The 11,963-nt window shown below is 39.4% G+C and carries 14 protein-coding genes; 6 read left to right on the forward strand and 8 right to left on the reverse strand.

Translation table 11 applies throughout. The features are described 5' to 3' along the window. Positions 1-2: 2 nt before the first annotated feature. Positions 3-197: a nitrate/nitrite transporter NrtS gene (gene nrtS, locus AB6T38_RS08270; RefSeq protein ID WP_372546845.1), complete on the reverse strand. Its 195-nt coding sequence runs from the start codon at positions 195-197 to the stop codon at positions 3-5. 459 nt (positions 198-656) lie between these two features. Between nrtS and AB6T38_RS08275 the strand changes: the two genes are divergently transcribed. After that, entirely contained in the window at positions 657-1,145 is a 489-nt protein-coding gene (locus tag AB6T38_RS08275) for a hypothetical protein (protein ID WP_372546846.1), read from the forward strand. 119 nt (positions 1,146-1,264) lie between these two features. Continuing rightward, positions 1,265-1,642 (forward strand): hypothetical protein, encoded by a 378-nt coding sequence (locus AB6T38_RS08280; RefSeq protein ID WP_372546847.1) that lies wholly within the window; start codon positions 1,265-1,267, stop codon positions 1,640-1,642. Between the two features lie 61 nt (positions 1,643-1,703). Here the strand turns inward: AB6T38_RS08280 and AB6T38_RS08285 are convergent, their stop codons facing one another. Together AB6T38_RS08285 and AB6T38_RS08290 are read right to left on the reverse strand one after the other, a co-directional pair. Then, a complete protein-coding gene (locus tag AB6T38_RS08285; RefSeq protein ID WP_372546848.1) occupies positions 1,704-3,755 on the reverse strand; it encodes an ATP-binding protein in 2,052 nt (683 codons plus the stop codon). Between the two features lie 302 nt (positions 3,756-4,057). After that, a complete protein-coding gene (locus AB6T38_RS08290) occupies positions 4,058-4,519 on the reverse strand; it encodes a hypothetical protein (protein ID WP_372546849.1) in 462 nt (153 codons plus the stop codon). A gap of 371 nt (positions 4,520-4,890) precedes the next feature. Between AB6T38_RS08290 and AB6T38_RS08295 the strand changes: the two genes are divergently transcribed. Together AB6T38_RS08295 and AB6T38_RS08300 are read left to right on the forward strand one after the other, a co-directional pair. After that, positions 4,891-5,475 (forward strand): DUF3299 domain-containing protein, encoded by a 585-nt coding sequence (locus AB6T38_RS08295; protein WP_372546850.1) that lies wholly within the window; start codon positions 4,891-4,893, stop codon positions 5,473-5,475. Positions 5,476-5,543: 68 nt separating this feature from the next. Next, positions 5,544-6,224, forward strand: a complete 681-nt coding sequence (locus AB6T38_RS08300; protein WP_372546851.1) for a DUF3299 domain-containing protein — start codon at positions 5,544-5,546, stop codon at positions 6,222-6,224. Positions 6,225-6,229: 5 nt separating this feature from the next. Here the strand turns inward: AB6T38_RS08300 and AB6T38_RS08305 are convergent, their stop codons facing one another. From AB6T38_RS08305 to AB6T38_RS08315, 3 genes are all read right to left on the reverse strand, one after another. Next, positions 6,230-6,904 (reverse strand): DUF1826 domain-containing protein, encoded by a 675-nt coding sequence (locus tag AB6T38_RS08305; RefSeq protein WP_372546852.1) that lies wholly within the window; start codon positions 6,902-6,904, stop codon positions 6,230-6,232. A 52-nt stretch (positions 6,905-6,956) separates the two neighbouring features. Continuing rightward, positions 6,957-7,370, reverse strand: a complete 414-nt coding sequence (locus tag AB6T38_RS08310; protein ID WP_372546853.1) for a MerC domain-containing protein — start codon at positions 7,368-7,370, stop codon at positions 6,957-6,959. Between the two features lie 136 nt (positions 7,371-7,506). Further along, entirely contained in the window at positions 7,507-8,031 is a 525-nt protein-coding gene (locus tag AB6T38_RS08315; protein ID WP_372546854.1) for a DUF2796 domain-containing protein, read from the reverse strand. A gap of 374 nt (positions 8,032-8,405) precedes the next feature. Between AB6T38_RS08315 and AB6T38_RS08320 the strand changes: the two genes are divergently transcribed. Continuing rightward, on the forward strand, positions 8,406-9,794 hold the full coding sequence (locus AB6T38_RS08320; RefSeq protein ID WP_372546855.1) for an alkaline phosphatase PhoX: 1,389 nt from the start codon (positions 8,406-8,408) through the stop codon (positions 9,792-9,794). Then, positions 9,787-10,806 carry a GTP-binding protein gene (locus AB6T38_RS08325; protein WP_372546857.1) on the forward strand — a complete coding sequence of 340 codons (1,020 nt, stop codon included), beginning with the start codon at positions 9,787-9,789 and terminating at the stop codon, positions 10,804-10,806. Before AB6T38_RS08320 ends, AB6T38_RS08325 begins: the two co-directional genes overlap by 8 nt. A gap of 30 nt (positions 10,807-10,836) precedes the next feature. Here the strand turns inward: AB6T38_RS08325 and AB6T38_RS08330 are convergent, their stop codons facing one another. Together AB6T38_RS08330 and AB6T38_RS08335 are read right to left on the reverse strand one after the other, a co-directional pair. Continuing rightward, a complete protein-coding gene (locus AB6T38_RS08330) occupies positions 10,837-11,268 on the reverse strand; it encodes a MerC domain-containing protein (protein WP_372546858.1) in 432 nt (143 codons plus the stop codon). Continuing rightward, complete coding sequence (locus AB6T38_RS08335) at positions 11,261-11,758, reverse strand: Fur family transcriptional regulator (RefSeq protein ID WP_372546859.1); 498 nt, start codon at positions 11,756-11,758, stop codon at positions 11,261-11,263. The genes AB6T38_RS08330 and AB6T38_RS08335 overlap by 8 nt, the downstream gene beginning before the upstream one ends. Positions 11,759-11,963 lie beyond the last annotated feature (205 nt).

Consider the following 11,963-nt stretch of genomic DNA (forward strand, 5'->3'; position numbering starts at 1 on the left):
GTTTATTTTGCATCTTTTCGCGCCATATTGCTTGAGTACATTGAAACACAAAAAGGCACAATATAGGTAAGAATTACCTTAAACCAAACGACTTCTGCTTCTCCAAAAAATGCCTCTCCTTGGTTTATTAGCGTAAGTATTGTTCCAACCACGATACTAATTAGAATTGCTGTCTTAAATTGCTTTGCGGTAGACATCGTTATGACCTTAAAAACCCAGTAAAAAATTTATTTTTAATTCGAATAGTGAATGTTTTACAAACCATAACCTCGGTCTTCAAGAAAGCGAATTAAAAGCTTGAAAGCGGTAATTTTCAGAACAACTTTTTTAACCTATTTTGTTCTTATGTAAATCAGATATAAGTTTGTGTTTTGTTAGAAGTCTTACCCGATTAGTTAGGAACATTGTAATCGAAGAAAACTTTCAGCGGGTTAGCTTTCAATCACCATTTTTAAATTCTAAGCTCAAAAATTTTCCCTTGAAAAAGATTCATTGTAGTTTAAATCAAGGGTTAATCTATTAGACTAAAGCAGGGTATGCATACTCAGACGAGCTTTACTCATGCGATTAGAGGAGATGATATTTAGGTTGAACCTATCTTCATGGTATGGGTCACAGACATACTTGCTTAAATTCTCTTTTTTGGAAATCGTTTTATGTCCTACCGCTATCATGTTCTGATTGTATTCTTAATAATTGGTTTGTCAGCGTGTGCTGGCAGACATAAGGGGGAACAGAAAGAGCAAGAACACTTTTTTACTGAAATACATTCCGATGGTTCGAAACGCTTTATTGTCGCAATAGTGTATCAGCAAGATAAGCAAAGCGGCAGCCGCGGCGAAGGAAAGCGTGAAGGCAAAAAAGGCGGAGGTGGTGGACGATCACGACAAGGTCAATCAGGACGCGGACGGCCGGACGCTGATCAAGATTCTTCGCAAGTGAGTTCAGTTCAGCGTAATGAAGGTGGTTCGGATGAAGAAAAACGTCAAGAGATAATGGATTTGTTAGAACTGAAACTGACCGAGACCGGTTATTGTCGACATGGTTATATTGAATTAGATTATTCGCAAATGCGCAATAAAACTGAATTAGTCGGTGAGTGCCAAGAAAGTGCTTCTGAAGAAGATAAACAGCGTTGGGATTAGTCATTTCAGTTAAATAACTGGGTATCGCGATTTTTTCAATGCCCTGCATGATAAGTTGCTATTCTTAATTCTACAAAAGATGATTTTGAATCTGCAATTAACCATGTCTTGGAGGCATTATGAAGTATTTCTTAGTAACCCTAGTTTTAATCTTTAGTAGTGCTGCTAATGCAGAAGATTACAGTATTGATAGTGACAGCATTTTAGTTACCGTGATCCTAAAACACCAGCAAGACAAAAGTTTGTCAGAACTACAAGCTATCCAAGACAAAAACGAATTTTGGCAATCGTTTCCTCCCGAGAGTATGAAAATTGAGTCTTGGTATGTGGCAATGGGGTTAGGACAGGTGATTACTTTGCGTGTTTCTCCTAAAGATCTGCGAACTTTAAATTTGGCGGTAGAAAAATCTGCTTGGGGATCTTTTACAACTGAGTTTTACCCCACTTACGAGTTTCAGGAAATTGCCAAAAAGATTAAAGCTAGCAAAGCTAAATAGGTTAGGCACTTGGATGTGAGCTGGGTAGCAAAGTGGGTTTTAAATCGATAAAGCAGATAAATTAAGAAAATTTATCTAGCATGGAATATAGCTTCCCTTGTTCTATAGGTTTAGAGATATATTCGTTCATTCCACAGGCGAGGCACTTTTCACGTTCGTCAGACATGGCATTAGCCGTTAAAGCGATGATAGGAATTGAGTTAACAGGAGCTGGTAGTTGTCGAATATGCTGGCTGGTTTCATAGCCATCCATATTGGGCATCTGGCAATCCATTAAAATTAATGAATAATCGTGACCGAATTTTATTCCGTGCTTGAGTATGGCAAGGGCTTCAATTCCATCTTTCACAATATCGAATTTAATCTTTTGTTGTTTTAGCATTTCACTAATTACGACTTGATTAATTTCGTTATCTTCGACAATTAAAACCCGCAAATGTTCAAGGCTAATCTTCGTCGGTTTAACTTCAGCAGCATCTATGGCTTGTTCTGCATTTTCAACAATTCCAACATTAATGCTAGCGGTAAATTTGCTTCCTATATGCGGTGCACTTTCAACACTCACATCACCTCCCATTAACTGACATAACTTCCGAGTAATAGAAAGTCCTAAACCAGTACCCCCAAATTTTCGAGTGGTTGAAGCATCTGCTTGATTGAACGGAGAAAACAGGTTCTGCAATTGAACTTTATTAATACCTACTCCTGAATCTTCTACTGTAATAGAGAGCTGAGCTTGGTTATTACTTTGCATTGAGAGTTGGCTAGATATGGTTACATTGCCTTGAGAGGTAAACTTTATGGCATTCGAAAGTAGGTTGGAACAGATTTGGCGCAATCGCGTTGGATCAGAAATCACAAAGACATTATCCGTTGATTGGAAGTTTTTAACCAGCTTGATGGGTTTATCTTGAACCTTTGGATTGAAGATATCGACACAATTATTAAGCAATTGATTGAGGTCTATAGTCACTTTTTCTAAAGATAGTTTATCTGAATCTATTTTAGTGAAATCTAAAATGTCACTGATGATCCCAAGCAATGAAGTTGCACTATCTTTGGCCAAGCCAATAAATCGCATTTGCTCTTGGTTTAGGGGGCTACTTTCGAGTATTTGAAGCATTCCCAGTACACCGTTAATAGGTGTGCGAATTTCGTGACTCATATTAGCTAGAAATAAACTACGTGCTTCTAGTGCGAGGGAAAGTTCTTTATGCCTACTTTCCAATTGAATTCTATTTTTTACTTGCACAGTGATGTCTTGAAAAGCACCCACTATTCTTACGCACTCCCCATGATATAGCTCAGCCTTACCTTTGACTGTTACCCATTTGGCATTGCCTTTAAAAGTAACAATTTCAAATTCTCCTGAAAAATGCCCTCCATTTTCAATCACATTTGTGATCAGTGATGTAATCCTCTGTTTATTTTCACCAGACTTGTAGAAATCTAACCCAGACTCTAGGGTCGGTTCGTACCTTTGTTCTACTTCATGGATTCTTTTTGTGACTTCAGACCAATAAAGCTTATTTTCGACTAAATCAAACTCCCATGCTCCAACATCTGCTACTTGGCCCATTTGCTCTAAAATGTTTTGTTGGCGAGCCATGGCTACTTGCTGCACTTGCAGTAATTTTATTTTTTCAAAACGAGCAATTTCATTGCCTACCCAATGGGACAGCAATTCGATAAAGTCATGTTCGTTTTGGCTAAACGGCTTTGAACGGGGAGCGCTTGCGGAGAAATTAATTGTACCAAAACGTCTGCCTTCAACGATTAAAGGTGCCCCAATATAACTTTCTAGGCCGAAGTTTTGGTAACATGGATGTTGGGCAATGCGACTTTTTCCGGCATGGTAAAATGATAGAGCTTGATCGGTTTCTAAGGTGTGTAAACAGTAGGTTTCTGCTACATCGAAAGTGGTGCCAGGCATTAATGAGTCATCTGGGGAAATAGCATATTTAACAGTGTAGATATCGTTGTCTATTTCACTAATGATACCTAATTCTAATTGGAAATAATCAGCACCAAATCTCAATAAAGAAATCATTTTTTCAGAATCTGATAATGTGTTATCAGAGGTGATTTGATACAGCTTAGTTAGATTATACACCGCAACTTTTACCCTTCTTAATTTAAACCAGAACTAGGTTCAAATTGAGTGTTTTACTTTGTGAATCAGGGCTCTTTATTTACCCGAGAGGCCACACATTACCCTTTTAGGAAATGAATTTACAATTTAATTTGGTTTTTACGGATTTTACCCAACTTAGGATCAGCCTTATTCCATTTAATCCCAAAATCTGCGAGGTTAGTTCCCATGAAATCACCCGCAGGTTTGAGACATCTTAGATAATATCATTGACTCTGCCCCCGCAGATTTTTTGGGTGTGTAATTTCGCTGGTAGTTTAGATCTAGGTAGACGAGAGGGTAATACGTTTTTCAACTATGATTGGCATATCTCGACGTACAGCAGAGATGCGTACGCGTACTTTTTTGGTGTCACCGGAAAGAGATTGGTATTTAACCGATTGGTTGCCTTGGATCCGAGTCAGATACATAGTGCTATTTCCTAATAATTTTACCCCTTTGCTACTCACCACTTCTGCTTTTACATTATGATAATCAGGGTGAATGTAATAGCTAATAGTAAAAGCACCTTCTTTGGCTGAGGCGTTTTCATCAGTGGACAAGGTTACCTTCAAAGGAGCGCCCTCTGCTGGTTTAAAATGCTGGAGCATCACTGGATGTAATTCAGGTAATAATGGCGGAAACAAAGGAATTTTACTTGTCCCGTAGTCATGATACTGACAGCTAAAGCTGTATGCTGAGAACAATACGCAACAATACCCAAGAAAAAGAGTTAATTTTTTCATTTTAATGCCTAATTTGTCAGTTGAATGTGAGATTCGTTAAAACGTATAACTGGTTTTCATGTCGACTTCAGCATGGAAAAAAAGGAGTAAGTCAGCGTTTTTTAAAGGAGTTTTTGGCACAAAAATATACTTGATTGCCAAAATGAACGTCTATCAAACTAGCAAAATAATCCTGTCACGGTCAAGTTTTATCGATGAGAAAGCGAACAGCAGCGTTCAAAGTGCCAATTGGTCGCAATAGATAAACTAACGACCGCAAATTATAAACTAACCATTATCTATTCTTTCTTAGACCGCTGTTATTATGATATAACATTCTTAGACTTCGAGTTGAAAATTTGTACTAACTAAATTTAAGAGTGGGAATAAAGTTGAACAGAAAAAATACTTTGAGTCGTCATTATAGCTGTGGATTCATTTTACTACTTTTGCTTGCCTTTACATCAACCCAAGCGGCGAGTACCCCAAGTTACGATGAAATCGAATGGATTGAATTAATGCCCAAGAGTGATCTTGATGCTCTTCTCGATCCTCCTGACTTTCTCGTCGAAATCAAAGACGGTAGTGACCTCGACTCTGTAGAAGCGTTGTCGGGTATGGAGCAGAAGAGTGGAAATGCCGAGCGATTTCAGCAAGCATTGACTTCAACTCGAGTTATCCAAAGCTTCGATAAAAAACAGATAAGAATTCCTGGTTTTATTGTTCCTCTTAGTTCCGATGAACAGCATCGTGTAGTGGAGTTTTTCATCGTTCCATATTTTGGCGCTTGTTTGCACATGCCTCCACCGCCACCTAATCAAATTATTTACGGTACCTTTAAAGAAGGAATAAAAGTTTCTCAACTTGATGCGGCTTTTTGGTTTGAAGGGACAATTAATATTGAAACTAATAGCAATGATACCGGAACATCGGCTTATGCCATGGCGTTGGATAATATTGAAGAGTATGAATATTAATTTAGTCGCAAAAATGCGCTTATTTTTCCCTAGTTGCTGTTAATGATTCAGCCAATGAAAAGACAGTTTTGATAGCGTCAATATCTGCAAAGTTTAAATTGTTGCTCATCCTATCGGTCTGCGTAGGTTTAGGACTTGTTGTTGGGCGGCTGGGCACAGACATATGGTCGTCCACTAAAGATGCTCTTTTTTCTGGATCCCAGGAGTATTTTAGCTCTAACGAATTATTACTAGAAAAGTATCAAGAAGCCAAAGTGACAGCATTGGATTGGCAGTCGCTTTTGCCATCAAATGAATTAGATGTGATTACCAAATATCAGGGTATTAAATCACAAGATAGTGCTGATATGAGTTCACAAATCTTGCGATCAATTGAGGCCGCTACTGACCCAGAATACAAAGCGGCTTTGCAATCAACAAACGTTGTTGGAGCCTATCAAGATCAAATAGTTGCCATCTCAGGATTTATTGTTCCTATTGATTATTACCCAGATAAAACGGTCAAGAATATGTTTTTAGTACCCTATTTTGGTGCCTGTTTGCATTTCCCTCCACCGCCGCCAAATCAAATCATATTTGCAACTTTAGAGGCTGGCTTTAAAAGCTTGGAGCTAAACCAAGCTTATACGTTAACTGGAGAGATTAAATTGGGATTGTTTGAAGATCCCATGGGAACGTCTGCATACCGACTAGATGTAATTTCCATTGCCGCGTTTAACGGCCAACCTGATGACGTGCGACGCCACTAAGGTGTTTAATTTAGAAAGTCTAGGGTCAGTAACAAACGATTTTGCTTGGCTTTGTAAGCTGGGGAGCGGTGTACGACACCCGCTAAATCATTGCCCATCCATGTTTCTCCTTTAAGTAGAGCCACATCACCGGTACCCATACTTTTGATGTCAGTTCGCTGGGCATATAATCCTGAAACGCCATCTTCTAAGCCTTTACTGCCATGGCCCAGTTTATTTCGGTTTACTTTGTCATGCTCAAGCCACTGGGTCCCTTTTCCTGCAAAGGTAGTGACTAGGCGACAAGGAACCTGATCTACATGAAAACGGGGGCACATGGGGGCATCGAGTATGCGTAACCGAAAACCTACTTCGTCCAGTTCAAATAGGGTGCAAAATATATCTACCAATTCCGCCGTATAATCAATAAAAGCATCCCCTACGCTTTGCAGAGTCAGCGCTTCACGAATATCCTCGTTAATTGTTTTAGCGTGGATAAAGGCCGATTTGTTTAATGACGACGTGGTTTGCAGCAGGTTTTCAACATCAGTTATTACTGCTGTGGATAGTTGACGTTGCCAGATAGCAATATTGACATCTTGTTCGTAAATCTGAGTCAATACGTTGATATCATCTGAACATACTGAGTGGCGAATCAGATCATCACTCATATCCTTGTTTAATGCTGTAGCTGCTTGCATGGAAACCTCATTTAATCTGATTTAGAAGCACTATTTGTAGGGGCCAATTCGTTTAACTAACGGCTTGGTAAGCTTGATAGCCAGACTTGCGTTGTCTTAAATTCTGGACATGTCCAAAACCAACCAATGCAGCACCGACTACGGAGGCTATTACCTCTCCAGTTTCACCAAAAACTTCATGACCAAGTACACCGACTAGGATTAAAATTGCGATTCCCACTAAGGCTGTAATCAGAACAGGCAAGCTACGTTGGTGCATATATCCAAAAGTAATGGCAAAAATGCTGATAGGAACAACCGCATAAAGTAGCCATATATGAAAATGTTCGTCGTCAAAAATCGCTAGGCTAGTTAAGGTCGGCAATAAAAACAGAATGACCGGTGATAGTAGACAGTGAATAACACATAAAGTGGATAAGGTAATGGCTGAACGATCAGCAAGGGAAAGTAGTTTGTTATTAATCATTTTGATTCCTAGTTAATATTTTAGTTGGCGTGGTTGTCACAGGCTACTTCTAAGAAAAATATAAACACTAAATTTACCCTTAAGCCTCGCCAGTATTGCTAATTCAAAGTTGCGATATTTATCTGCATGTTGTTGGTTAAGGCCACCTCAATTGGCGCTGATTCGCGTCTATCATGGTTGAACCTTGTCCAGTTTGGGTGCTCCATTGAACTTCTAAATTTTGCAAATTATTGCTGGGGTTTAAGATCGGAAACGAAATCTGAGATACATCATCATGGCATTCGATCAGATATAGAATATCTATGTCATTGTGTTCATGATCACTTTTATGCTGATGACCGTGTTCTTCATCATGCTCGCTCTCACCCAATTCAAAGGCCCCATGAATGTTGTTACGCTGAGTGCATTTAGAATCAAATTTAATTAGGTTTTCAAAGTGCTTTTGTTTCTCTTCAAATTGCTCAAACAACTGCTGTTGTTGTTGATTTTCGGGGCGATTTTCAAAACCGAGTATGTCCGAAGCGGGAAGGATAAATTGCACTTGCCATAAGTCATCTTCTTGAACGATAAATACCGATCCCTGTCCATGGATATGTTGTTGAGATTGCAAAGCCGTACTCCAACCAACAAAGATCAGTGCACCTAAAATGGATAATTTCATTTTTACCCCATCTCAATTATTTACAGTTAATTTGATCATTTTTGAAATCTTTCATTGTCTTTACACATGGAGATATCACTTACATATAGCGATAATATAACATTACTTTTTTAATTGATATAGTATAACATATCCGAGTCATCGCAGATGATTGATAGTTATTTAATTTCAGTGGCTTTTTTATTGTTTTCAAAACACTTTAATAGCGGCCTGAATGGGTTGAAACTTTGCTATTAAGAATTTGTCATATGTCTGCATAGAAGCATATTTATATTGACCAATAATAACACTGCCAAAATGCTGCAGGCATTTGTTGGTTGGAATAAACACCAGCTAGAGTCATGCCAACTCATATATTTAGAATAGGAATTTTTATGGTTACCCGGAGACAGTTTAATCGAGGTTTTATCGCGGTTGCATTTAGTGGTCTTGCTACCCATTTACAAGGCGGCGAATTAACCCGCTTTTTGTCGACTGTTTCTTCTGCCTCTGGCAATTTATCTAATGGGGCTGCTGGCCCAAGAGATTTGGGCAATTTGGTTGCAGATCCCAAAGGTATTATTGATTTGTTACCAGGATTTAGTTATCAGCAGATTTCGCATCTCGGTGACCTAATGAACGACGGATTAACTGTACCTGACCGAGCGGACGGTATGGGCTGCTTTGAGTTAGATGACGAAAGGGTTGTATTGGTACGTAATCATGAACTGACGCCATTAAGAAAACCTGCAGAGCTAGCGGATGAAAGCTTTGATAGCACAACCGTTTATGACACTGACGCTGCGGGCAATCCGCTGCCTGGTGGAACCAGTAATATTGTTTATAACCTAAAAACCGAAAAAGTCGAATACCAGTTTATGTCGTTACTTGGCACCATTCGTAATTGTTCTGGTGGTATTACGCCTTGGGGAAGTTGGTTAACCTGTGAAGAGTCAGTTGCAACTCCATCAGATAATATTAAAAAAGACCATGGTTACGTATTTGAAGTGCCATCTAAAACAATGAAATTGGTTAAACCAGAACCTATAAAGGCGATGGGGCGATTTAATCATGAAGCTGCTTGTGTCGATCCAATTAGTGGAATTGTTTATCTCACAGAAGATCGCTCAGACAGTCTGTTTTATCGATATATTCCTAAAATAAAAGGTGATTTAAAAGCCGGCGGACAGCTTCAGGCTTTGGTCATTAAAGGTAAACCCAAATTTGATACGCGTAATTGGCAAGCGCCACAAATGCAGATGAATCAAGAGTATGTTTGCGAATGGATAGATCTCGATGATGTGGAAAGCCCGAAGGACGATTTACGTTTAAGAGGGTTTGAACAAGGCGCTGCGTTGTTTGCTCGGGGTGAGGGAATACATTTTGGAGAAGGAGAAATGTATTTTTGCTGCACTAGTGGGGGAGCAGCTAAACTGGGACAAATTATGCGTTACCGCCCTTCTTCTGACTTGAAAAAACAGACAGGTACTTTGAGTTTGTTTGTGGAAAGTCCAAATAAAGCGACTTTTAACTTTGGTGACAATTTAGCAGTAGCACCAAGCGGCCATTTAATCGTATGTGAAGACCAGTACTCCGACATTGTAAATAATCACCTAAAAGGGGTGACTCCTCAAGGTCAAGTTTACGACTTCGCTAAAGTGCGTTGGCAAACCGAACCAGCAGGCGCATGTTTCTCGGCAGATGGTTCAGTGTTGTTTGTAAATCTGTATTCTCCCTCTGTTACTTTGGCAATACGGGGTCCTTGGGAGTCACTCTATGCATAAGACTAAAAATGTCCCTACAAATATTATAACCGGTGCTCTGGGAGTCGGAAAAACAACATTGATTCAATCTTTGTTAGAACATAAACCTAAAGATGAAAGGTGGGCGGTATTAGTCAATGAGTTTGGTGAAGTTGGCGTCGATGGTGCCCTATTAAATCGTCCAGAAGAAACTGGTATATACATTCGAGAAGTACCTGGGGGATGCATGTGTTGTACCTCCGGGTTACCCATGAAAATGACCTTGAACCTGTTGCTGGCACATGCCAAGCCCCAGCGTTTGCTTATCGAGCCAACGGGTCTTGGTCATCCTAAAGAAGTGTTAGCCACACTCACCTCTGAGGATTATCAGGGGGTGCTAGATGTGCATGCTACCTTTGGCCTAATCGATGCCCGTAAACTGGAGGATCCTCGCTGGCGAGAACATAAAACCTTCCAAGAACAACTGCAAACTGCTGATTATATTGTGGCAACTAAATCAGATCTTTATGTTGATGATTTAGCATCGACAATGCGCAGTTATTTATCAGAAATTGGGGTCTCTGACACCCCAGTGGTAATTGCAGATAAAGGCAAAGTTGATCCCATGTTGCTTTCGAAAAAGTCTCAACACGCGGAAAATATCTATGTGCATCAACATAACCACCCCGCACACTCTATTTTGACCCCCAGTATTGAAACTCCTGAAGAGGGCTCAATTAAAATTGAAAATAGTGGCGAAGGGTATTTCTCTTGCGGTTGGATTTGCGCTCCTTCAACCATATTTGAGCATCAACATATCGTTAATACCTTAAGTGGCGTTGATGTTGAACGTTTAAAGGCAGTGTTCATTACTGATCAAGGGGTTTTTGGATGTAACTATAGTGATGGGGCTTTACGCCTGACTAAAATAGATAACGCCAAAGATTCACGCATTGAATTTCTTACTCAAGATAAGTTGCTAGCACAGCAAACATGCGAAATGTTAGAGGCTTGTTTGGGGTTAACCTCAATATCTTCTAATACGCGCAGTTAATGCCCTACTTTCTAAAGGCTTTGGATTATTTCACTCTACTTGTGATTTCGATGTTTCCAGTGTGTGCGGCGTTAGACGTTTAATTCTGCGCTGCAACTGGTAATTTCGAATATGGGCAAAGGCGATAATACTCGAACTAATCACCGTCATAACCACTTCCCCAATGCTGCCCAACAGATCATGCCCTACAAGTGCAGTGGCGATTAACAATGTTAGTCCTAATGATGCCAGTAAAAATACTTTGCGGCTGCGATGATGAAAATAGCCCGTTACCAAGGCAATAGCGCTAATTGGAAGCACTGCAAACAATAGCCAACGGTGGAATAGAGTGTCGTTTATTGACAGCAAACCAGATAATGGAGGCATGAGAATAAGTAAAATAGGAAATAGCAGACAATGCACTACACATAGCAGAGATAACCCTACTGCAGTTTTGTCGCCTATTTCTTGAATTTTATCCATTCGCTTCTCCAGAAGAATGACTTTTTTTCGTTACCGAAACACAGATTTCACAGGTGCTATTTAACTCAATTTGTGAGCCTGTGGTCAAAAAACCATGTTTCTGAGTGAGTAGAGACAGCGTTTCAATCATATCATTCCCCAACTCTATTTTTTTTACGCACTGACAAGACTTACAGATTAAAAATAAAGGAGGATGGTGTTTCCAAGGCCCAAATGTAGGTGCACAGATAATGTATTTATTAATAGAGTGTAGTCGATGAACCAAATTAGCGGCTTCTAAAAACTCCAAAATTCGGTATACCGACATGGGAGTAATTGGTGACCCAATAATAGCATTGTAGTGTTCAGTAAGTTCATAAGCTGAAACCGGTGTATTAAGTTTGAATAACACTTCCAATACATGTTGACGCTTTTCCGTTAAGCGGCTTCCTGTTTCTTCGCAAATTAGTCGTGCTACTGATATCAAATTTTTCGTTTCATTAAACTTCATTGTCTTTACCTTACACGTGATTGGGTCTCACCATAATTTGTTAAAGGTATTGATTTTTATAAGGTTTTTTAATTGGTGATAATAAGTACAGATTCATATTTTGCTCATACTCGCGACGCTGCTTTTACTCTATCAGGATTGTTTTTCATTTTGATACAGTATAACATAACAATATTAAGTGAGATAGTATAACGTAACTAAAGAG

Source organism: Aliiglaciecola sp. SL4, assembly GCF_041538045.1.
In the GTDB taxonomy this organism is placed as follows: domain Bacteria; phylum Pseudomonadota; class Gammaproteobacteria; order Enterobacterales; family Alteromonadaceae; genus Aliiglaciecola.

Coding starts and splice junctions, on each gene's coding strand:
- nrtS (WP_372546845.1), bottom strand. CDS start 197: ATGTCTACCGCAAAGCAATTTAAGACAGCAATTCTAATTAGTATCGTG.
- AB6T38_RS08275 (WP_372546846.1), top strand. CDS start 657: ATGTCCTACCGCTATCATGTTCTGATTGTATTCTTAATAATTGGTTTG.
- AB6T38_RS08280 (WP_372546847.1), top strand. CDS start 1,265: ATGAAGTATTTCTTAGTAACCCTAGTTTTAATCTTTAGTAGTGCTGCT.
- AB6T38_RS08290 (WP_372546849.1), bottom strand. CDS start 4,519: ATGAAAAAATTAACTCTTTTTCTTGGGTATTGTTGCGTATTGTTCTCA.
- AB6T38_RS08305 (WP_372546852.1), bottom strand. CDS start 6,904: ATGCAAGCAGCTACAGCATTAAACAAGGATATGAGTGATGATCTGATT.
- AB6T38_RS08310 (WP_372546853.1), bottom strand. CDS start 7,370: ATGATTAATAACAAACTACTTTCCCTTGCTGATCGTTCAGCCATTACC.
- AB6T38_RS08315 (WP_372546854.1), bottom strand. CDS start 8,031: ATGAAATTATCCATTTTAGGTGCACTGATCTTTGTTGGTTGGAGTACG.
- AB6T38_RS08320 (WP_372546855.1), top strand. CDS start 8,406: ATGGTTACCCGGAGACAGTTTAATCGAGGTTTTATCGCGGTTGCATTT.
- AB6T38_RS08325 (WP_372546857.1), top strand. CDS start 9,787: ATGCATAAGACTAAAAATGTCCCTACAAATATTATAACCGGTGCTCTG.
- AB6T38_RS08330 (WP_372546858.1), bottom strand. CDS start 11,268: ATGGATAAAATTCAAGAAATAGGCGACAAAACTGCAGTAGGGTTATCT.
- AB6T38_RS08335 (WP_372546859.1), bottom strand. CDS start 11,758: ATGAAGTTTAATGAAACGAAAAATTTGATATCAGTAGCACGACTAATT.